Origin of the sequence: Sphingomonas sp. Leaf32, from assembly GCF_001421765.1 — a bacterium.
In the GTDB taxonomy this organism is placed as follows: domain Bacteria; phylum Pseudomonadota; class Alphaproteobacteria; order Sphingomonadales; family Sphingomonadaceae; genus Sphingomonas.
Window position 1 is genome coordinate 84,860 of record NZ_LMLA01000002.1, and the last position, 19,490, is coordinate 104,349.

Below are 19,490 nucleotides of genomic sequence, written 5' to 3' on the forward strand. Positions count from 1 at the left end.
CTCACAGCAACGCCATATGGTTGCGATGAACCAGCGCCGAGCGCGGCGCATAGCCCAGCAGGTCGGCCAGTTCGTCGCTGCGCCGCCCGACGATCCGCGCGGCATCGCCGGCGTCATATTCGGCAAGGCCGCGCGCGACCGCCCGGCCATTGGCATCGATGATCCGCACCAGATCACCGCGTACGAAATCCCCGGCGATCTCGATCGCGCCGGCGGGCAGCAGGCTGCGTCCGCTCGATAATGCACGGGCGGCACCGGCGTCGATCCGGATCGATCCGCGATCGGTCAGCCCACCCGACAGCCACGCCTTGCGCGCCGGGGCGTTGCCGGCGGTCGCGAAGACGGTGCCATGGCCGGTCTCGCCGAAGCGGGCGAGCGGATGATCGATCCGCCCGGTCGCGATGGCGAGGTTCGCACCGGCGGCGGTCGCGATCCGTGCCGCCTCGATCTTCGATACCATCCCGCCCGATCCCATGCCCGACGATGATTTCGTGTCGGCCATCGCCATGACGCCCGCATCGATCTGCGCGACATGCGGGATCAGCCTCGCATTCGGGTTGCCGTGCGGGTTCGAATCGTACAGCCCGTCGATGTCGGACAACAGCACGACGCCATTGGCCCGCGCCGCAGCACCGACCCGCGCGGCCAGCCGGTCGTTGTCGCCGAAGCGGATTTCCTCGGTCGCGACGCTGTCATTCTCGTTGACGACCGGCACGACGCCCAGCTTGAGCAGCCGGCCGAGCGTCGCCGAGACGTTAAGATACCGCCGCCGATCCTCCAGATCGTCGAGCGTGACCAGCAATTGCGCCGCGGTCATGCCGTGGTTGCCAAGCAATTCCGCCCAGATGCTCGACAGCGCGATCTGCCCGGTCGCGGCGGCCGCCTGCGCATCCTCCAGGCTGGCGCGTCCGCCTTTCGCGAGGCCCAGCCGTCGCGCGCCCAGCGCAATCGCGCCCGACGAGACGATCACGATCTGTTGCCCGTCCGCGACCCGCGTGGCGATGTCCGCGACCAGCGACGCCAGCCAGTCGCGTCGTGCCTGTCCGTCGGGCGCGACCAGCAGCGCCGACCCGACCTTCACGATCAGGCGGGGGCAGGTCGCAGGGCCGAAGAGATCGCTCGCCGCTAGATCGGCGACCATTCGCGCGGTTCCTCATCGTCGCCGGTATCCTGCGCGTGCATCTCGCCCGGCCCGATCGCCTCGATCAGCCGGTCTAGCACCGCCTCCAGCCCCTGTCCGGTCGCACCCGACAGCGGCAGCACCTTGGCCCCGCTCTCCGCTTCCAGCTCGGCGATCAGCGCCGCGGTCAGTTCTTCATCGAGCAGGTCGGCCTTGTTCAGCGCGATGACTTCCGGCTTGTCGGCCAGGTCTGCGCCGTAATTCTCCAGCTCGCCGCGCACGATGCGATAGGCCGCGACCGGATCGTCGGCATGGCTGTCGATCAGGTGGAGCAGCACGCGACACCGTTCGATATGGCCCAGGAAGCGGTCGCCGATTCCGGCCCCCTCCGCCGCGCCTTCGATCAGGCCGGGGATGTCCGCCACCACGAACTCGCGCTGCTTGTGACTGACCACGCCCAGCTGCGGACGGGTGGTGGTGAAGGCATAGGCCCCGACCTTCGCATTGGCATTGGTCACGGCATTGATGAAGGTCGACTTGCCGGCATTGGGCAGCCCGACCAGGCCGGCATCGGCCAGCAGCTTCAGCCGCAGCCACACCCACGCCTCGTCACCCGGCCAGCCGGTGCCGTGCTGGCGCGGGGCGCGGTTGGTCGACGTCTTGTAGCTGGCATTGCCACGCCCGCCGTCGCCGCCGCGCAGGAACACCTCGCGCTGGCCCGGCTGGGTGAAGTCGGCGAGGACAGTCTCCTTGTCCTCCGACAGGACCTGCGTTCCCACCGGCACGCGGATGATGAGGTCGCGCCCGCCGCCGCCGGTGCGGTTAGCGCCCGATCCGCCGCTGCCGCGCGGTGCCCGGAAATGCTGGGTGTAGCGAAAGTCGATCAGCGTGTTCAGACCCGGAACCGCTTCGAAGATGATGTCGCCGCCCTTGCCGCCATTGCCGCCGTCGGGGCCACCATACTCCATGAATTTTTCACGGCGAAAACTGACGGCGCCGGGGCCGCCCCCGCCCGAACGGACGAAGATCTTGGCTTGATCGAGAAAATGCATTGCGCGCGCTTAGTCGGAGTCGCCCCAAGGGGGAAGGGGATTATGCTATAGCCGCCGATAGAGCACCAGCGCGTCGACCGCGCCCAGCGTCGGATGATCGAATGCGCCGGGCAGGCGACCGACCTGTTCGAAGCCGAGCGACAGCCACAGCCGGACCGCGCGGACATTGGTCGCGATCACGAAATTATACTGCATCGCGCGAAAACCGGCGGTGCGGGCATGGTCGAACGAATGCAGCGCCATCGCACGGGCGATTCCTCGCCCGGTCGCCTGCGAATGGGTGGCATAGCCGCAATTGGCGACATGCGCGCCCCCGCCGGCCTTGTTCGCGCGACAGAAATAGCTGCCGAGCACCTGACCCTCGACATCGGCGACGAACACCGCATGTCCGGGCGCTAACCAGAAGGCCAGCGCCTGTTCCACGGTCATGTCGCGGTCGAGCGCATAGGTTTCGCCCGCGCGGATGATCGGCAGGATGATATCGGCAATCGCCGTCGCATCGCCCGGCGTTGCGGGCCGCACCACCAGGGTCACGGCTCGCCGCGCACCGCGATCAGGCTGCGCACCGCCAGTTCGCGCGCCCGTTCGCGCGGCAGGCCCAGCGCCTTGGCCATCGCCCCGCCCAGCAAGGCATCGCCCAGCGCCATCAGCACCAGTTGCAGCGTCTCATCGGCCAGCGGCATCCCGCTCAACGCATTCTCATGGCCCAGACGATCGACCAGCGCGTGGATCGCATCAAGGATCGGGTCGAGCGCGTCGTCATTGCCCGACAGGATCATCCAGCTTGCCAGTGCCCCGGCACCCTCCCGGTCGAACGCGTCGAAGGTCAGGTCGACGACTTCGCGCGGGTCATGATCGCCATCGCGCGCGCGAAGCACCGCCGCGCCGATCGTCGCGGTGATCGACGTCGCCATCCGCTCCGCCAGCGCCTTTTGCAGCCCCGATGCCGATCCGAAATGGTGCAGCAGATTGGCATGGGTCCGCCCGATCCGCGTTGCTACGGCCTTCAGGGTAACCGCCTGCGGCCCCGCTTCGATCAGCAGGTCGCGCGCCGCGTCCAGCGCCGCATCGCGCGATGCTTCGGGGGACAGGCGACGGCGGGCTATTGACATTGATGTAAGTAACTTGCAATCTGCATGGGATGATGTGGAGCAGAACCGTGCCGAAAGCAAAGACTCCCGACGACCTGACCATCACCCCGCGCGACGTCCGCTTCGGGCGGGATGGCGGCTATCGGCGCTACTGGCTGAACGATGATCCGGTCGCCACCGCCTTCTACAACGCGCTGTCGGTGACCTTTCCGAAGGGCGAGGGTTTTTTCATCGACAGCGTTCGCCAGTTTCGCGACGACGTACCACCGCGCCTCGCCGCCGAAATCCGCGCCTTCGTGAAGCAGGAGGCGATCCACACGCGCGAGCATGTCGCGTTCAACCGCCACGTCACCGATCAGGGCTATGACACGTCCCGGCTGGAGGCGCGGGTCGACCGCGAACTGGCGATCACGCGCGGCAGGCCGCCGATCGCCAATCTGGCGGCGACGATGGCGCTGGAGCATTTCACCGCGATCCTGGCTCACCAGCTAGTGGCGAACCCGCGCCATCTGGCGGGCGGGGATCGGGCGGCGGCCGATCTGTGGCGCTGGCACGCGATCGAGGAGATCGAGCACAAGGGCGTCGCCTATGACACCTGGCTGCACGCGACCCGGCATTGGGGGCGGTTCAGGCGCTGGCGGGTCAAGGCGCTGGTCATGCTGATCGTCACCGCCAAATTCTTCTGCGGGCGGACGACGGGGATGCTCGACCTGCTGGCGCAGGATGGATGGACCGGTACGCGCGTGAAATGGCGGCTGTTCGCCTATGCGTTCGGGCGGCCCGGCATGGCGCGCAAGGTGATGGGCCTGTGGTTCGCCTTCTTCCTGCCCGGCTTCCATCCATGGAACCACGACGACCGCGCGCTCATCGGACGGGTCGACAGCGAGTTCGAGGCGGCGCGGCTCGCCAGCGCGTGAAGACTTGCCCCGCACGGTGCGACGCGGCAGGGGACAGTGATGCGAACGGTGTCCGAAGAAGCGGCGGTACGGCTCTACCACCTCGATGACGAGGGCGGGGTCGCGACCACGATCCTGTACGGTACGCTTGCCGAAGCGATGTCCGCCGCCGCGCGGGAGCCGGAAGAGATACAGCCGGGCCTGTATCTGCAGACCAGCAACGACGTGGTTGGCTATCTCGATCTGCTGGAGGGGTGACCGGGGTGGCGGCGGTGCCGCACCCCGATCGCGCGGTCACTGGTAACCGCCCTCTTCCTCGCGTTCCTCGGCGGCTTCTTCCTGAACGTCTTCCATCTCTTTCTGTTCGGGCGTTTCTGGATCGATCATCGGAGCGTCCTCATCGGGTGTGGCAGCAGCGCCGTCCGACCTCAACCAGCCGGGCGTGCGCTACGTTCCGCCGCGATCAGGCCGCAAGCTGCCGGGCGCCCTGTCGATCCGACAGGCTGATGGCATAATCGATCGTCTCGACCGCCACGCCTCGTCCGCGCGACGGAATCAGGCTGCGCGTACCGGTCGGAACGAAGCCCAGCCGCCGCAGGACGGCACCCGACGCCGGATTGTCGACATAGTGCCCGGCATCGACGCGCGTGATGCCCAGCGTCGCGGCGATGTCCAGCACCGCGCGGCCTGCTTCGGTCGCATAGCCACGGCCCCATGCGGACGGCGTCAACCAATAGCCCATGACGTGCGGCAGGTCGCCGAGCGGTCCGATCCCGATCCCGCCGATCAGGTCGCAACGCCCGGCGTCATGGGCAAAGATCAGGAATACCGGGCCGGGATCGCCCGCCCATGCGCCGACGAACGCCTCCGCATCCGACAGCGTGTAGGGCCAGGGCGGACGCGACAGGTTGCGCACGACCGCCTCATGGCCGATCGCGGTCAGCAGGGTCGGCGCGTCCTCGATCCAGCCGGGGCGCAGCGTCAGGCGTTCGGTACGGGCGAACATCAGCGTCTCTCCAATGCGCCGCGCCTCCGCATCGGGGCGGGCAGGGGCCGGAGAGAGCAATAAAAAAAGGGAGCCGGGGTGACCCGCCTCCCTCTTGTTGGCTGGTTCCGTCGCCGGAACCCGGGTCACCCTGGTGGGCGACCCGTGTGGTAGCCCGTTATTCTGCGGCCTGGGCCTGCATCTCGACATACGCGAACTTGCGGCCGAGCTTGCCTTCCTTGAACGCCACGCGGCCATCGACCAGTGCGAACAGGGTATGGTCCTTGCCCATGCCGACGTTCACGCCCGGATAGAACTTGGTCCCGCGCTGACGCACGATAATGTTGCCCGCGACCACTTCCTGGCCACCGAACTTCTTCACGCCAAGGCGACGGCCGGCCGAATCACGACCGTTACGCGACGAACCGCCTGCTTTTTTATGTGCCATGGATCAAACTCCTCGTATTCGCTCAGGCGCTTATGCGGCGGCGCTGTCGTCAGCGCGCTTGTCGCCGATCGCGGTGATCTTCAGGATGGTGTGCTGCTGGCGATGACCGTTCTTGCGACGGTAGTTATGCCGGCGGCGCTTCTTGAAGACGATGACCTTCTCGCCCTTCGCCTGCGCGATGATTTCCGCCGAAACCGTCAGCCCTTCGACCGACTTCAGTTCCGAACCTTCGCCGGCAAGGAGCACGTCGCCGAGCGTCACGTTGCTGCCAGCTTCGCCATCGAGCTTCTCGACGACGATCTTGTCTCCTGCGGCAACGCGATACTGCTTGCCGCCCGTGCGCACGATTGCGAACATGGCCCTTGCTTCTTTCCCAAATACAATATGTCCGCGTGGAGATACCCCACACGGCAAGTGGATCGTGACTAGGCAAGCGCACTCACGCTGTCAATGGCGAAGGCGCGATTCGGCCACGAAACCGATGTTGCAGCGCGGCAACGGTGGCGTGACAATCGTGTGACCATTCGCGACCGAGGGTTGCGCCAGAATATTGCGAAGGGAAGGGTTGGTGCGCAACAGCATGGGCAAGTGCCCGTGCCTGGGGGAGATTTTCATGCGTAAAGCCGTTTTCACCGCGCTGTTCCTGTCGAGCGCGATGGCCGCCGTGCCGGCCTTCGCGCAGGTCGCGGACGCGCCGCCGCCTGTCGATCAGGTTCCGGCAGGTGAGGAAATCCTGGTCGTCGGCACGCGTGCGCAGGGGCGGACGGTCGCCGAAAGCCCGGTGCCGGTCGATGTCATCACCGGCGATGCGCTGGTGAATGCCGGCTATACCGAAACCAACAAGCTGCTGAACCAGCTGGTCCCTTCGTTCAACTTTCCGCAGCCCTCGATCACCGACGGCACCGACGTCGTCCGCCCGGCGACGCTGCGTGGCCTGTCGCCCGATCAGACGCTGGTGCTGGTCAACGGCAAGCGTCGCCATACGACCTCGCTGCTGAACGCCAACGGGTCGGTCGGGCGCGGATCGTCGGCGGTCGACCTCAACACCATTCCCAGCCTCGCGATCGAGCGGATCGACGTGCTGCGCGACGGCGCGTCGTCGCAATATGGTTCGGATGCGATCGCGGGCGTCATCAACGTCCAGCTCAAGCGCCGCGAAGGCGGTCGCGCGACGATGACCTATGGCAAGTACGTCTCGTCGATGGAGGACGTCGCCGAGGTATCGGGCGTCGCGCGACAGGCGAACGGCCAGCCGCAGGTCCGCGCCGACGGCACCTATGTGCTGGAGGAAACCGGCCGCGATCGTGAGGTTCGCGACGGCCGCACCGTCACCTTTGCGGCGAACATGGGCCTGCCGATGGGCGAAACCGCCTATCTGAACCTGACCGGCGAATATCGCGACCGCAACCCGACCGATCGCGCCGGATATGATCCGCGCCGCCTGTATCCGTTGCTGTCCACCGGTGGCGTCGATCCGCGGGAATTCAGCGCGAACCGCGTCAATCATCGCTATGGCGATGCGAAGACGACCGACTTCAACTTCTTCCTGAATGGCGGCGTCGACATCGGCGCGACGTCCGAACTCTATATCTTCGGCAGCTATGGCGTTCGCGACGGCGAAAGCGCCGCCTTCTATCGCCGCGCGTCGGGCCGTGACGCCAACAGCAACATTCAGGACCTGCGCAACTGCACCTTCACCGGCACGGTCTGCACGCCCTTCTATGCCGATGGTTTCCTGCCGCTCATCACCAGCCAGATGGAGGATTTCTCCGGCGCGCTGGGCGTGAAGGGCGAAGTGGCCGGGTTCAAATACGACCTGTCCTATGTCTACGGCACCAACAACTTCGATTTTCGGATCGAGAACAGCTACAACGCCTCGTTCGGCCCGCAATCGCAACGCGCGTTCAACGCCGGTGGTACGCGTTTCGGCCAGCAGACGGTCAATCTCGACCTGCAGCGTGAGATCGCCGTCGGGTTCCTGTCGTCGCTGTCGCTGGCGCTGGGCGGCGAATATCGCAACGAGAATTACAAGATCGTCGCCGGCGAATTCCAGAGCTATGCCGCCGGGCCGTTCGCGTTCAGCAACGGTGCCGCCGCCGGGGCGCAGGGCTTCCCCGGCTTTTCGCCCAACAGCCGGGTCGATGCGTCGCGCAACAGCTATGCCGGCTATGCCGAGCTGGACGCGAAGGTCAGCGATGCGTTCAACGTCGTCGCCGCCGGCCGTTACGAACATTACAGCGATTTCGGCGATACGGTGAACGGCAAGCTCGCCGCGCGCTTCGCGCCGGTCGAATGGGCGGCGTTGCGCGGATCGATTTCGACCGGGTTCCGCGCGCCCAGCCTCGCGCAGCAGTTCTTTTCGTCCTTCGCCACGCAGAATATCGGCGGGACGCTGGTCGAGATCGGCACCTTCCGCGTCGGCGATCCGGTCGCCCGCGCGCTGGGGTCGCGTCAGCTGGAAGCGGAAAAGTCGCTCAATATCGGCGGGGGCCTGACGCTCACCCCGTTGCGCGGGCTGACGCTGACCGCCGACTATTACAACATCAAGATTAACGACCGCATCATCCTGTCCGAAAACCTGCAGGGCACGGCGGTCGTCGCGGTGCTGCGCGCGGCGGGCATTCAGGACATCACCTCGGCCCGCTTCTTCATCAACGGCATCGACACCCGGACGCAGGGCGTCGAGGTGGTCGGCACGTACCGCGTGCCCGACCTCGGCATCGGCAGCGTCACGCTGACCGCCGGCTACAACTATAACCAGACCGACATTACCGATCGGTCGACCCTGTCGGCGATTCCGGGCGTAACGCTGTTCGGGCGGCAGGAATCGCTGCGCCTGACGCAAGGGCAGCCGCGGTCGAAGGTCAATGTCGGCCTCGACTGGTCGCAGGGCATCTTCGGCATCACCGCCCGCACCAACCGGTTCGGCAACACGCTGTCGCCCGGCGGCGCGGTAGCGACCGATGTCGAGCTGGAGCCGAAGTGGCTGACCGACCTCGAACTCCGCGCGACGCCGGGGCAGTTCGAGCTGGCGATCGGCGCGAACAACCTGTTCGACGTCTATCCGACGCGCAACCCGATCCTGGGCGCGACGGCGATCAACAACTACTTCATCCCCTATTCCAGCTTCTCGCCGTTCGGCTTCAACGGGCGCTACCTGTACGCCCGCGCCGGCGTGAAGTTCTGACAAGGGACAGGCGGGCAGGGGCATCGCGCCTGCCCGCCGCCTATTTCACCGGAATCTTCGTTCCCAACAGCACCAGCCGGTCGCCGGTGATCCCGAACCAGTGCGGGACGCCCGCCGGGATGAGCAGGACGTCACCGGGCTTGAGCTGCCGGTCGACCGCGTCGACGATCCGGTCGCCTTCGATCAGGCCGGGTTGAGTCTCGCGCCCGCCTTCCATCGCCTTGCCGGTCCGCAGCGTGCCGGCGCCGGCGATGACGATGGCATATTCGGCCTGTTCGGGATGAACCGCCGGACGGCCGGGCGCTTTCCAATATTCCAGCGCCGCCACCCGTTCGCCATCGCGGACCACCGGTTCCCACGCAAAGCCCTGACCGGGCTTCATCGCCTTGCCCATCGCTTCGACACGGGCGTCGATGTCGCTGCCGCTGGCGAAGTCCTGTGCGAAGGACGGTACCGCCAGCAACAGGGCCAGCGGGGCGAGGCGCAGCGTGTTCCTCATGCCCGGCCGTCCAGGCGGATCGTACGGCCCTCCCGCGCGGATCGATAGATCGCTTCGATGATCCGCATGTCGCGCAGCCCTTCCTCGCCCGACACGATCGGCGTTCGCCCCGTGCGTACCGACTCCGCCATGTGATCGAGCTGCCCGGCGAACTGGGTCTTGCCGGGGCCGGGCGGCGGCGTGACCGTTCGCTCGCGGCCATTGCCGACCCACAGGCGCTGCCCCGCATAGCCGGTCGCCGGCTCCAGCTCGATCCGCCCCTTGTCGCCCATCAGCAGGATATGGTTGTGGTTGGCGCTGTAGGACGACTGGCAACTGCCGATCGCACCGGAGGGAAACTCCAGCGTCCAGTCGATCATGTCCTCGACCTCCGCAAAGCGCGGGTCGCGGCGGTCGGTCGATTCACGCGCGGTTACCGCCACCGGTTCTTCCCCGGTCATGTAGCGCGCCGCCTGCAGGCTGTAGACGCCCATGTCCATCAGCGACCCGCCACCCGACATAGCGCGCTTCAGCCGCCACATCGTCGGGTCGCCGGCGGTGAACCCGTGTTCCGAGCGGACATAGCGGATATTGCCCGCCGCCCCGCTCTTCGCCAGCCGCATCGCTTCGCGGTTGTATGGTTCGAAGTGGCAGCGATAGCCGATCATCAGCTTGCGATCCGCCTTGCGGCAGGCGGCGATCATCGCTTCGCATTCGGCGACCGATACCGCCATCGGCTTTTCGCACAGTACATGCTTGCCCGCCCGCGCCGCGCGGATGGTGTATTCGGCGTGCATCGAATTGGGCAGGCAGATATAGACGATGTCGACGTCCGGATTGTCGCGGATGCGGTCGAAATCGCGGTAATTGTAGATCGCGCCGACGGGCAGCTTGTGCTCGGCGGCGACCTTTTCCGCCTTGGCTCGATCTCCGCTGACCACCGCCGCCAGCCGGCTATGGCGGCAATTGGCGAATTCGGGGATGATCCGGCCCAGCCCGTAATTGCCGAGGCCGACGATCGCATAGCCGAGCGGCCGGTCGCTGGCGGCCAGGCCCCGCGTGCTGGAGGCCAGGGATAGCGCGGCCGCGCTGAGGATCAGGTCGCGGCGGGCTAGGTCCATGTCGGCGTCTCCGGCGGTTGCAGGGGAACGATGCCGCCGGAGGTTATGCCGTTCAAGTCATTTGTCGGATTACACTTTATTGGTCTTCGGCGTCGGGTTCCGGGGGCGTCCGCAGCCGCCGCTGTTCGGTCAGCACCTGCCACCCGGTCAGGAACAGCGCCCCGGCAACCGGGCCGACGACGATGCCGCTGAGGCCCAGCAGGTCGATGCCGCCCAGCGTTGTTACCAGCACCAGCCAGTCGGGCAGGCCGGTATCCCGCCCGACCAGCACCGGCCGCAGGATATTGTCGGCAAGGCCGATGACCAGCACGCCTGACAGGATGACGACGACCCCCTGCCAGATCGCACCGGTCGCCAGCAGATAGATGGCGACCGGGGTCCAGATAAGCGCCGGACCGACCGCCGGCAGCAGCGCGACGATCGCCATCACCAGCCCCCACAGCAGGGCGGCCGGCAGGCCGACGATCCAGAAGGTGATCGCCCCCAGCGCGCCCTGCACCAGCGCGACGACGCCCGATCCCTTGATCGTGGCGCGGACGACTGCAACGAACTTGTCGGCCAGCCGCTGAGCGACCGCCGGTTCGAGGGGCAGCGCGCGAACGATCGCCGGTCCGATCCGGTCACCATCGCGCAGCAGGAAATAGGTGACATATAGTCCGACGCCGAACGCCAGCAGGAACGCGGCGGCATTGGCGCCGATCGACAGCGCGCTGCGGGCAAGGACGCTGGCGCTGGCACTGGCCGCCTGCGAAATCTTCAACTGGGCGCGTTCGAAACTGCCAAAGCCCGCGCTGTCGATCGCCCGCTGGAGCTTGGCGGGCAGGGCGCCGTGGACCTGTTCGAAATAGGTGGCGAAATTGATCTGCCCCGTGCGCAACTGGCCATAGACGCCCGCCGCCTGGTCGATGACCATGCTGACGACGATCAGCGCGGGAATGACGACGGCGACGGTGATGATGAGCATGGTCAGCGCCGCCACCAGATTGCGCTGGCCCGGCCACCGGCGCAGCAGGCGCTGGAACAGGGGCTGGAACAGCAACGCCGCCAGCGCCGCCCACAGCAGCGCGCCGATGAAGCTGGACACGACGAAGGTAAGCGCGATGGTGACGAGCGCGAGAAAGATCAGGAACCCGCCGGATTCGACGCGCTGACGGACGATTGCCATGCTGTACAGCCTCGGTTTCGGTAATGCCGGCGCTGCAGCCGGACAGTTTCGTTGCGGGGGCGGAACGCCTCGGTCGGCTCTATGCTCCCTGCCGCCGTGTCGAAAGTCCGAAATCCTGGCAAGTGAAGGCGCGCGACGATCCCTCGCCTATGCGCACGTCGGCAACGCCCGCCAGTTGAGAATATGCGCGGTGGCGAGGATCACCGCCCCGATCGACGTCACGATCCGCTCTACCGTTTCGGTATCGACGCCGAACGCCCCCAGACCGAGCAGCGTCAGCCCCACCCCGGCCAGCGCCGCCGGACGACGCAGTGCATGGCGTCGATAGCCCGATGCCATCGCCAGAATGCTGGTCGGCACCGCGAAGGCGAAAGCGATGACGTGGAACGCCTCCGGCACCGCCAGCATCGTCGCCAGCACCGGCACCGCGATCAGCGCCAGCGGCAGTGCGAGGCAGTGGACCAGGCACAATACCGACGCGGTAACGGCGACACCGTCGAGCATCCGCTGCCGGCGCGGCGGGGATTCGGGAACGGCGGGCGCGGGACTGGACATCGGAACGATCAACCTTCTATGATATAGTGTATCATATCATAATGGAGTCTTCCGATGGCAACCCCCATTTCCGCCGATCATCGCCTGCCGGTCACGGTGCTGTCCGGATTTCTGGGCGCGGGGAAGACCACGTTGCTCAACCACATACTGGGTAACCGCGAGGGGCGGCGGGTGGCGGTCATCGTCAACGACATGTCCGAAGTGAATATCGACGCCGATCTGGTGCGGGGTGGCGAGGCGGCATTGTCGCGGTCGGAGGAGGCGTTGGTCGAAATGACCAATGGCTGCATCTGCTGCACGCTGCGCGACGACCTGCTGGCCGAGGTGCGCACCCTGGTCGAGGCGGGACGGTTCGACTATCTGGTGATCGAGAGCACCGGCATCTCCGAACCGCTGCCCGTCGCCACGACCTTTTCGTTCCGGGACGAGAACGGCGTGTCGCTGGGCGATGTCGCGCGGCTCGACACGATGGTGACGGTCGTCGATGCCATGCACCTGCTGGCCGATTATTCCAGCCAGGATTTTCTTGCCGACCGCGGCGAGACGCTGGGCGAGGACGATACGCGCAGTCTGGTCGGGCTGCTGGTCGAACAGATCGAGTTCGCCGATGTGGTGGTGGTCAACAAGGCGTCGTCGGTCTCGGCCGAGCATCTCGCTACCGTCCGCAAGCTGATCGCCAGCCTGAACGCGGACGCGGTGATCGTGAACGCGGATCATGGCCGGGTCGCCCTCGGCCAAATCCTCGCCACCGGGCTGTTCGACGAGGAGAAGGCGGCCCGTCACCCGCTCTGGGCCAAGGAACTCTACGGCTATGCCCATCATCAGCCGGAAACGGAGGAATATGGCATCGAGAGCTTCGTCTATCGCGCCCGCCGGCCGTTCGACCCGGCAAAGTTCCACGCCTTTCTGACCGATGGCGGCCTCGACCATGTGGTGCGGGCAAAGGGGCATTTCTGGCTCGCGACCCGGCCCGACTGGGTGGGGGAACTGGCGGTGGCCGGCAGCCAGACGACGACCGCGCGGATGGGGCGGTGGTGGGGGTCGATCCCCAAGCATCACTGGCCGGACGATGGCCGGTTCGAGGAGTTCGTCGCGAAGCATTGGGACGTGATCTGGGGCGATCGGCGTCAGGAATTGGTGTTCATCGGCATCGGCATGGACGAAGCCCGTATCCGCCGGCGGCTCGACGCGTGCCTGGTCCCGGCCGCTGCCCTGACTCCCGCGCTATGGGTCGGGATGCGCGATCCGTTCCCGGCCTGGGGCGATCCGCAGGCGATCGCGGCAGAGTGATCGGCCCCTTCGGATTGCGTTCATCGACGGCGTACCACGAAGATCGCATCCAACGCATTGATCCAACCAGACGAAGGACGTTCATGCACCGCCGCACCCTGCTAGTATCCGCTGCCATGCTGCCCTTGCTCCATACGCCGCTGCGCGCCGCCGAACCGGACAACCCCCTGCTCGGTGACTGGATCCACGGCATTCCGCCCTACCGCGCGATCCGACCGGCACAGTATCGCCCGGCGTTCGATGCCGCGCTGAAGGCGGCACGCGCCGATTTCCGGGCGATGACCGTCGCGCGCTCCGCACCGACCTTCGTCAACACGATCGATGCGATGGAGCGGTCGGGGCAGCAATTGGCGCGGGTGTCGGCGGCCTTCTTCAACGTGTCGTCCGCCGATGCGACACCGGAAATCCAGGCGATCGAGGAAGCGGTGGTCCCCGAACTGACCCGCTTCTCGAACGAGACTTCGCTCGACCCCGCGATGTTCGCGCGGGTCGACCGGCTGTACAAGGACCGCGCCTCGCTTGGCCTTGATCCCGAACAGCTGCGGTTGCTGGAGGAAACGCACAAGCGCTACGTCCGCGCCGGCGCCGCGCTGCCTCCGGCGGCCCGCGCCCGCGTCGCCGCGATCAACGAGGAGATGGCGAAGCTGGGCGTCCAGTTCGGGCAGAAGCTGCTGGCCGACCAGAAGGCGAGCAGCGTGCTGCTGACCGAGGCGGAGGTGGCCGGGCTGCCCGCCGATCAGAAATCGACGGCGGCGACGGCGGCCAGGGCGGCGGGCAGGACCGGCTATCTGGTCCCCGCCACCCGTTCGGCGGTCGAGCCGTTCCTGACCGTCGCGACCGATCGGGTGGCGCGGCAGAAGGTGTTCGCGGCGTTCGACAATCGCGGCGCGAATGCGAACGGGAACGATACCTCCGCGATCATCCGCCGGCTGGTCGAACTGCGGATCGAGCGCGCGAAGCTGATGGGGGCACCGAGCCACGCCGCCTTCGTGCTGCAGGATGCGATGGCCAGGACGCCGGAGGCCGCGACCGACCTGCTGATGCGCGTCTATCGCCCGGCGCTCACCCGCGCGCGGGAAGAGGAAGCAGCGTTGCTCAAGCTCGCCGCCGCCGACGGCGTGACGCGGATCGAGCCATGGGACTGGCGCTTCTACGCCGAAAAGGAACGCCAGCGCCGCTACAGCCTCGATGAAGGGGCAGTGAAGCAGTATTTTCCGCTCGACGGCATGGTCGCCGCGCTGATGGACACGACCAGGCGGTTGTACGGCATCCAGTTCGTCGCCCGTCCCGATGTGCCGGTCTATGCCGATGGCGTGAAGGTGTGGGAGGTGCGCGAAGCCGATGGCGCGCCGATCGGGCTGTTCTATGCCGACTGGTTCGCACGGCCGACCAAGCGACCCGGCGCGTGGATGAATTCTTTGCGCGACCAGAACACGCTGCTGGGGCACCAGGCGATCGTCGTCAACAATTGCAACTACACGCCCCCGGCGCCGAGCGAGCGCGCGCTCATCAGCCTCGACGATGCCGAAACGCTGTTCCACGAATTCGGCCACGGGCTGCACGGCCTGTTCAGCACGGTCCGCTATCCCAGCCTGTCGGGTACGTCGGTCACGCGCGATTTCGTCGAATTCCCGTCGCAGGTCCATGAGCATTGGGCCAGCGATCCGACGATCCTGCGCGCCCATGCCCGCAATGCCGCCGGTGAGCCGATGCCGGAGCCGATGCTCAAGTCGCTGCTGGAGGCGCGGACCTTCAATCAGGGCTATCTGACCGTGCAGCAATTGTCGTCGGCGATCCTCGACATGCGGTTGCATTCGCTGGGCACGCTGCCCACCGATTTCGACGCGCTGCGGTGGGAAAAGGCGCAACTCGCCGATCTGGGCGTGCCGCACGCGGTCGGAATGCGGCATCGCCTGCCGCACTTCAGCCACATCTTCGACGGCGGATATTCGGCGGGCTATTATGCCTATACCTGGGCCGAAGTGCTTGACGCTGACGGGTTCGCGGCGTTCGAGGAATCGGGCGACGTCTTCAACCCGGCGTTGGCGAAGAAGCTGCGCGACGAGGTGCTTTCGCGCGGCAATTCGCGTGATCCGGCGGCAAGCTATGTCGCGTTTCGCGAGCGGATGCCCGATGCGACGGCGCTGTTGCGCAATCGCGGGCTGACCTGAAGCGGGTCTGCCCGACTCAGTTCCGATCGTAGCGTGCCCGCATCCCTGCCTTTGCAAGGGTGCGGGCACGACGGAGCGCCTCGTGGTAACGGCATGGCGGGCATCCAGCCGCGCGTTGCTGCTGATGAACCTATTGAGAAACCGTGCTTTGCCTTGGGCGATCCGAACGATGCCAACGGGACGGCGGCCGTCAGGCGCTGATCGCCTCTGGCGCGCGATAGGCGTCGAAATAGGCATGGGCCAGCACGCGGCGCCCGTTGCGTTCGCCGATCGCGGTGTCGTTGACCAGCCGGCTGCCCGCCACCGTGCGGTAATGGGCGACGCAGGTGTCCAGCCGGGTAAAGCGCGCCCCGGCGGCGGCAGCGCGGGTGTAGAAGTCCCAGTCGTTGCAATTGTGGAAGCTGGGGTCGAAGCCGTGCACCCGCTCGACCAGGTTTCGGCGCACTACCGACCAGCTCGGCCCGATGACGCCGCCGCTCATCAGCCCCGCAGCGATGCAGCCGCCGTCCCAACCGCATTCGGGCGCGGTCGGCGGGGCATCGCCCTCGATCCGCGCGAAATGGCCGACGACGATGTCGTGGCCGGCGGTTGCGGCGGGGGCCAGTAGCGTTTGCGCCGCGCCGGGCAGCCAGACGTCGTCGCTGTCGAGGAACGCGACCCATTCGGCCGTTGCCAGCGCGACGCCGCTGTTGCGGGCCTGCGATGCACCGACGTTGCGCGGCAGGATCACCGCCTGCACGCGGTCGTGTGTCGCGGCGAGCGCGCGGATCACCGTCGGGCTGGCATCGCTCGATCCGTCGTCGACCACGATCACCTTGCCGGGCGCATGGACCTGCGCGAGCACGCTTTCGACCGCGTCGGCGACGACATGCGCGCGGTTGTGGCACGGGATGACGACGTCGTACGACGCGAAGCGGGCGGGGACATGCTGCATCCCCGCCCTTTGCGGCCTGACGCCCCGTGGAGCAAGCGTCAGCGCGTACCCAGGCCCATGCGCGCGCCGGCATAGACATAGCGCCCGATCGGCGAGATCGGCACGTTGGTCTCGAACCCGATATCCGGACGCTGGTCGGTCAGGTTGTTGACGCCGCCATAGAAGGCGAAGCGATCGTTGACCCGCACCTGCGCCTGCACATCGTGGCTCCACAATTCCTTGTACCGGAAATAGCGCGGATCGACGAAGTTGGGCGTGCTGTCGGTGTCGAAACGCGAAAAGCGCCGGACGCCGTTCTGCCAGCGCAGATTATAGCTGAGCGTCAGCGCCTCGATCTCCCAGCTGGGTGAGAAGGCGAGCGTGTAGCGTGGGCGGAACGGCTGATCGACATTGTTCTCGGTCACCGCGCCCGGCGTCGCAATCTGTTCCAGCCGGTCGAGATAGCCGCCGACCAGCCGCAGGTCGAAGCTGCCAATGTTCGCGGTGGTGAAGCGATAGGCGATGTTGAGTTCGGCCCCGGCGGTACGGAACGACGCGACATTCTGCGGCTGCACGGTGAAGCCGTTGATGAAGCCGCTGCCGGTCGCGCGGCCGATTGCCCCGCAATAGGCGTTGTCGAGGTTCGGTTGGTCGACGCACAGTTCGGCGATGGTGTTGGCGCCGGGGGTGTTGATCGCATCGGTCAGGTCGATGTCATACCAGTCGAGCGCGATCGACAGGCCGGGCACGAAATCGGGGCGCAGTACGATGCCTGCGGTCCACGTTCTGGCGACTTCGGGGCGCAGGTTGCGGTTGCCCTCCTGCGTGCCGGGAATGAAGATCGTCGCATTGGGATTGTTCGCGGCGGTGAAGGTCGCCGGATTGCCGCCCGCTGCGGTGATGAGCGTCTGACAGTTGGCGGCGCGGAACGACGTGCCGAGGGTGCGGTTGGCAAGGTAGCAGGGGTCGGAGAAGAAGTTGCTGGTGCCGGTCTGCGGGCGGAAGATTTCGCCGATATTTGGCGCACGGACCGACCGGCCATAGGAGCCGCGCACGCTGATTGCGGCGATCGGCGCGTAGATCGCGTTGAACTGCCACGCCCGCGTCGTGCCGATCGTCGAATAGTCCGACAGCCGCCCCGCCGCGCCGACCGACAGCAGGTGGGCGAACGGCACGCCCTTCAGCAGCGGGGCGTTCAGCTCGCCGAACGCTTCCCACACGTCGAAGCTGCCGCGTGACGGCGTGGGGATGATATATTCGTCATATTGGTAGAAGGCGTTGTCGAGCAGTTGCTGCGCCGGGCGGAAACGGCTCGATTCCCTGCGATATTCGCCGCCCGCGGCAAAGGCGACCGGGCCGCCGGGCAGTGCGAAGAACTGGCCGAAATCGCCGGTCAGCGCGGCATTGACGACATGCTGTTCGATCCGCGCGGTGCTGACCGGATCGAACAGATAATAGTCGAACGAGCGCCCGTCGACGGTGTTGCCGCCAAAGGTGTTGACCGGCACGCAGCCGGCGGCGCGTGCCGTGGCGGAGCGGCACACGATCTGCCCGCTGCCGTCGCGCACCGCGTCCAGCGCGTCGAGGAAGCGGTCGTTCAGCCGGTCGTTGCGCTTGGTCGCGCGCACGTCGGTGCGGCCATAGGTGTAGGACACGTCGTAACCGGCATGGTCGGAGATGCGCCCGCTGACGTCGACCACGCCGCGCCACGTCCGGCGACGATCGGTTTCGCCCCGGCGGGGAATGTCGAAATTGTTGCGGCTGACATCGACCGAGGTCAGGCCGGCGGCGCGCGCGGCGGTCAGGATCGACAGGGGGATGAACGGATTGTCGAGCGCGATGGTCGCGGGATAATTGCCGCCATAGCCGCTGAAGCTCGTCACCTCGCTCTGGACGAACTTCGCCTCGGCCGACAGCTTGAACGCGTCGGAGACATCGAAGCGGGCCAGCGCATTGACCGCATGGCGTTCGGTACGCGGCAGGATGTCGCCGATATAGCCCGCGACGGGCGTATCGTCGCCACCAATCGAATAGCCGTCGTTAAGCAGGATGCGGCCGGAGGTGTAGCGCGTGCCATCACCGCGAAATACCTGGTCGCCGATCACGACATATCCCTGGTTCGAACCATAGGGGTAGCGCAGGTCGCGTGCCGGAGCGACCTTGTAGGTGCCGGATCGGGTCGGGTCGAAATCGTCGGTGTTGACGAAATATTGCCGTTGGCCGAGCGCCAGATAGTCGCGGTCGTCGTTCGCCAGCGGATCGTCGGCATTATATTCATAGGCCAGCGTCAGGTTGCCGCGCCCGCCGGAGAAATTGCGCCCGGCGATGATCGAGGCGAAGCGGTTGCCGGCGTCGCCGCGCTCCGAGATGCCCGCCTGCACCCGTGCCGCCACCCCGTCGAAATCGCGGCGCAGGACGAAATTGACCACGCCCGACACGCCATCGGCGCCATAGATCGCAGACGCCGCGCCGGTCAGCACGTCGACACGCTCGATCAGGTCGGTCGGGATCGCGTTGATGTCGACCGCGGCGGTATCCGACTGGCCGGCAACGTGCCGCCGCCCGTTGACCAGCACCAGCGTCCGGTTGGGGCCGAGGCCGCGCAGGTCGAGCAGGTTCAGCCCGACCTGCCCCAGCGCCCCGTCGCCCTGGCTGCGCCCGGCGGTGCGGGTGCTGTCGAGCGAATTGGTGAGCGCCGGCACGCGTTGCAGGAAGGTGGTGACGTTGGTCGTGCCCGACTGGCGCAGTTCCTCGGCGCCGAACGAAACCACCGGATTGGGTGCGGCGTAATCGGGGCGGGAGATGCGCGATCCGGTGACGACGATCTCGCCATCGTCGGGTTCGGCGGACTGTTCGGTGGCCGGTTCGGGCGCGGGGACCGTCTGGGCCTGCGCCGTGGTGGCGACAAGGAACGCCACCCCGGACAGGAGGTGGCGGCGCGTAATAATTGTCATGACAAGGTCCCCCGGGGCCGCGCGATCCCCGTCGAACGATCTCCCAAGCCGCCACAACGCATGG

The 19,490-nt window shown here is 66.7% G+C and carries 19 protein-coding genes; 5 read left to right on the forward strand and 14 right to left on the reverse strand.

The annotated features are described in order from the left end of the window. Position 1 precedes the first annotated feature (1 nt). Genes proB through ASE83_RS05830 form a run of 4 tightly spaced genes read right to left on the reverse strand, consistent with a single transcriptional unit; the run spans position 2 to position 3,284 of the window. On the reverse strand, positions 2-1,141 hold the full coding sequence (gene proB, locus ASE83_RS05815; protein ID WP_055785196.1) for a glutamate 5-kinase: 1,140 nt from the start codon (positions 1,139-1,141) through the stop codon (positions 2-4). Then, entirely contained in the window at positions 1,126-2,172 is a 1,047-nt protein-coding gene (gene obgE / locus ASE83_RS05820) for a GTPase ObgE (RefSeq protein WP_055785198.1), read from the reverse strand. The genes proB and obgE overlap by 16 nt, the downstream gene beginning before the upstream one ends. Before the next feature lie 45 nt (positions 2,173-2,217). Next, positions 2,218-2,700: a GNAT family N-acetyltransferase gene (locus ASE83_RS05825; RefSeq protein ID WP_200921825.1), complete on the reverse strand. Its 483-nt coding sequence runs from the start codon at positions 2,698-2,700 to the stop codon at positions 2,218-2,220. 2 nt (positions 2,701-2,702) lie between these two features. Then, a complete protein-coding gene (locus tag ASE83_RS05830) occupies positions 2,703-3,284 on the reverse strand; it encodes a TetR/AcrR family transcriptional regulator (RefSeq protein WP_055785203.1) in 582 nt (193 codons plus the stop codon). A gap of 32 nt (positions 3,285-3,316) precedes the next feature. Here ASE83_RS05830 and ASE83_RS05835 point away from each other — a divergent pair, with 32 nt between their 5' ends. Both ASE83_RS05835 and ASE83_RS05840 read left to right on the forward strand, forming a co-directional pair. Further along, the gene (locus tag ASE83_RS05835; protein WP_055785329.1) at positions 3,317-4,180 is read left to right on the forward strand and encodes a metal-dependent hydrolase; all 864 of its coding nucleotides are present in this window, start codon (positions 3,317-3,319) and stop codon (positions 4,178-4,180) included. A 39-nt stretch (positions 4,181-4,219) separates the two neighbouring features. Beyond that, positions 4,220-4,417: a hypothetical protein gene (locus ASE83_RS05840; protein ID WP_055785206.1), complete on the forward strand. Its 198-nt coding sequence runs from the start codon at positions 4,220-4,222 to the stop codon at positions 4,415-4,417. 205 nt (positions 4,418-4,622) lie between these two features. On the opposite strand, the gene ASE83_RS05845 is transcribed toward ASE83_RS05840, so the two are convergent. The 4 genes from ASE83_RS05845 to ASE83_RS18415 form a co-directional block, all read right to left on the reverse strand. Continuing rightward, a complete protein-coding gene (locus tag ASE83_RS05845; protein ID WP_200921824.1) occupies positions 4,623-5,165 on the reverse strand; it encodes a GNAT family N-acetyltransferase in 543 nt (180 codons plus the stop codon). Between the two features lie 157 nt (positions 5,166-5,322). Continuing rightward, complete coding sequence (rpmA, locus tag ASE83_RS05850; protein ID WP_055755412.1) at positions 5,323-5,592, reverse strand: 50S ribosomal protein L27; 270 nt, start codon at positions 5,590-5,592, stop codon at positions 5,323-5,325. A 30-nt stretch (positions 5,593-5,622) separates the two neighbouring features. Next, positions 5,623-5,949 (reverse strand): 50S ribosomal protein L21, encoded by a 327-nt coding sequence (rplU, locus tag ASE83_RS05855; RefSeq protein ID WP_055785208.1) that lies wholly within the window; start codon positions 5,947-5,949, stop codon positions 5,623-5,625. 90 nt (positions 5,950-6,039) lie between these two features. Then, positions 6,040-6,207 (reverse strand): hypothetical protein, encoded by a 168-nt coding sequence (locus ASE83_RS18415; protein WP_156352769.1) that lies wholly within the window; start codon positions 6,205-6,207, stop codon positions 6,040-6,042. Between ASE83_RS18415 and ASE83_RS05860 the strand changes: the two genes are divergently transcribed. Continuing rightward, the gene (locus tag ASE83_RS05860; protein WP_055785210.1) at positions 6,206-8,779 is read left to right on the forward strand and encodes a TonB-dependent receptor plug domain-containing protein; all 2,574 of its coding nucleotides are present in this window, start codon (positions 6,206-6,208) and stop codon (positions 8,777-8,779) included. The two genes, ASE83_RS18415 and ASE83_RS05860, sit on opposite strands and share 2 nt — an antisense overlap. Positions 8,780-8,819: 40 nt before the next feature. Here ASE83_RS05860 and ASE83_RS05865 read toward each other — a convergent pair whose 3' ends face one another. The 4 genes from ASE83_RS05865 to ASE83_RS05880 form a co-directional block, all read right to left on the reverse strand. Continuing rightward, complete coding sequence (locus ASE83_RS05865; protein ID WP_082443141.1) at positions 8,820-9,278, reverse strand: cupin domain-containing protein; 459 nt, start codon at positions 9,276-9,278, stop codon at positions 8,820-8,822. Continuing rightward, complete coding sequence (locus ASE83_RS05870; protein WP_055785213.1) at positions 9,275-10,378, reverse strand: Gfo/Idh/MocA family protein; 1,104 nt, start codon at positions 10,376-10,378, stop codon at positions 9,275-9,277. Before ASE83_RS05870 ends, ASE83_RS05865 begins: the two co-directional genes overlap by 4 nt. Before the next feature lie 76 nt (positions 10,379-10,454). Next, positions 10,455-11,543 (reverse strand): AI-2E family transporter, encoded by a 1,089-nt coding sequence (locus ASE83_RS05875; RefSeq protein WP_055785216.1) that lies wholly within the window; start codon positions 11,541-11,543, stop codon positions 10,455-10,457. 147 nt (positions 11,544-11,690) lie between these two features. After that, complete coding sequence (locus tag ASE83_RS05880) at positions 11,691-12,098, reverse strand: MerC domain-containing protein (protein ID WP_235513095.1); 408 nt, start codon at positions 12,096-12,098, stop codon at positions 11,691-11,693. Positions 12,099-12,152: 54 nt separating this feature from the next. On the opposite strand from ASE83_RS05880, the gene ASE83_RS05885 reads away from it, so the two are divergent. Beyond that, on the forward strand, positions 12,153-13,388 hold the full coding sequence (locus tag ASE83_RS05885) for a GTP-binding protein (protein ID WP_055785222.1): 1,236 nt from the start codon (positions 12,153-12,155) through the stop codon (positions 13,386-13,388). A gap of 83 nt (positions 13,389-13,471) precedes the next feature. Next, entirely contained in the window at positions 13,472-15,559 is a 2,088-nt protein-coding gene (locus ASE83_RS05890) for a M3 family metallopeptidase (protein ID WP_235513097.1), read from the forward strand. A gap of 190 nt (positions 15,560-15,749) precedes the next feature. On the opposite strand, the gene ASE83_RS05895 is transcribed toward ASE83_RS05890, so the two are convergent. Together ASE83_RS05895 and ASE83_RS05900 are read right to left on the reverse strand one after the other, a co-directional pair. Then, a complete protein-coding gene (locus ASE83_RS05895) occupies positions 15,750-16,493 on the reverse strand; it encodes a glycosyltransferase family 2 protein (RefSeq protein ID WP_055785228.1) in 744 nt (247 codons plus the stop codon). Positions 16,494-16,531: 38 nt separating this feature from the next. Beyond that, a complete protein-coding gene (locus tag ASE83_RS05900) occupies positions 16,532-19,426 on the reverse strand; it encodes a TonB-dependent receptor plug domain-containing protein (RefSeq protein ID WP_082443142.1) in 2,895 nt (964 codons plus the stop codon). Positions 19,427-19,490: the final 64 nt, after the last annotated feature.

What these genes read in the sequence shown, in the direction of transcription:
- ASE83_RS05845 (WP_200921824.1), bottom strand. Translation starts at nt 5,165, where the DNA reads ATGTTCGCCCGTACCGAACGCCTGACGCTGCGCCCCGGCTGGATCGAG.
- ASE83_RS05875 (WP_055785216.1), bottom strand. Translation starts at nt 11,543, where the DNA reads ATGGCAATCGTCCGTCAGCGCGTCGAATCCGGCGGGTTCCTGATCTTT.
- ASE83_RS05870 (WP_055785213.1), bottom strand. Translation starts at nt 10,378, where the DNA reads ATGGACCTAGCCCGCCGCGACCTGATCCTCAGCGCGGCCGCGCTATCC.
- ASE83_RS05865 (WP_082443141.1), bottom strand. Translation starts at nt 9,278, where the DNA reads ATGAGGAACACGCTGCGCCTCGCCCCGCTGGCCCTGTTGCTGGCGGTA.
- ASE83_RS18415 (WP_156352769.1), bottom strand. Translation starts at nt 6,207, where the DNA reads ATGAAAATCTCCCCCAGGCACGGGCACTTGCCCATGCTGTTGCGCACC.
- ASE83_RS05835 (WP_055785329.1), top strand. Translation starts at nt 3,317, where the DNA reads ATGTGGAGCAGAACCGTGCCGAAAGCAAAGACTCCCGACGACCTGACC.
- ASE83_RS05890 (WP_235513097.1), top strand. Translation starts at nt 13,472, where the DNA reads ATGCACCGCCGCACCCTGCTAGTATCCGCTGCCATGCTGCCCTTGCTC.
- ASE83_RS05900 (WP_082443142.1), bottom strand. Translation starts at nt 19,426, where the DNA reads ATGACAATTATTACGCGCCGCCACCTCCTGTCCGGGGTGGCGTTCCTT.
- rplU (WP_055785208.1), bottom strand. Translation starts at nt 5,949, where the DNA reads ATGTTCGCAATCGTGCGCACGGGCGGCAAGCAGTATCGCGTTGCCGCA.
- ASE83_RS05885 (WP_055785222.1), top strand. Translation starts at nt 12,153, where the DNA reads ATGGCAACCCCCATTTCCGCCGATCATCGCCTGCCGGTCACGGTGCTG.
- ASE83_RS05840 (WP_055785206.1), top strand. Translation starts at nt 4,220, where the DNA reads ATGCGAACGGTGTCCGAAGAAGCGGCGGTACGGCTCTACCACCTCGAT.
- ASE83_RS05895 (WP_055785228.1), bottom strand. Translation starts at nt 16,493, where the DNA reads ATGCAGCATGTCCCCGCCCGCTTCGCGTCGTACGACGTCGTCATCCCG.
- proB (WP_055785196.1), bottom strand. Translation starts at nt 1,141, where the DNA reads ATGGTCGCCGATCTAGCGGCGAGCGATCTCTTCGGCCCTGCGACCTGC.
- ASE83_RS05880 (WP_235513095.1), bottom strand. Translation starts at nt 12,098, where the DNA reads ATGTCCAGTCCCGCGCCCGCCGTTCCCGAATCCCCGCCGCGCCGGCAG.
- obgE (WP_055785198.1), bottom strand. Translation starts at nt 2,172, where the DNA reads ATGCATTTTCTCGATCAAGCCAAGATCTTCGTCCGTTCGGGCGGGGGC.
- ASE83_RS05860 (WP_055785210.1), top strand. Translation starts at nt 6,206, where the DNA reads ATGCGTAAAGCCGTTTTCACCGCGCTGTTCCTGTCGAGCGCGATGGCC.
- rpmA (WP_055755412.1), bottom strand. Translation starts at nt 5,592, where the DNA reads ATGGCACATAAAAAAGCAGGCGGTTCGTCGCGTAACGGTCGTGATTCG.
- ASE83_RS05830 (WP_055785203.1), bottom strand. Translation starts at nt 3,284, where the DNA reads ATGTCAATAGCCCGCCGTCGCCTGTCCCCCGAAGCATCGCGCGATGCG.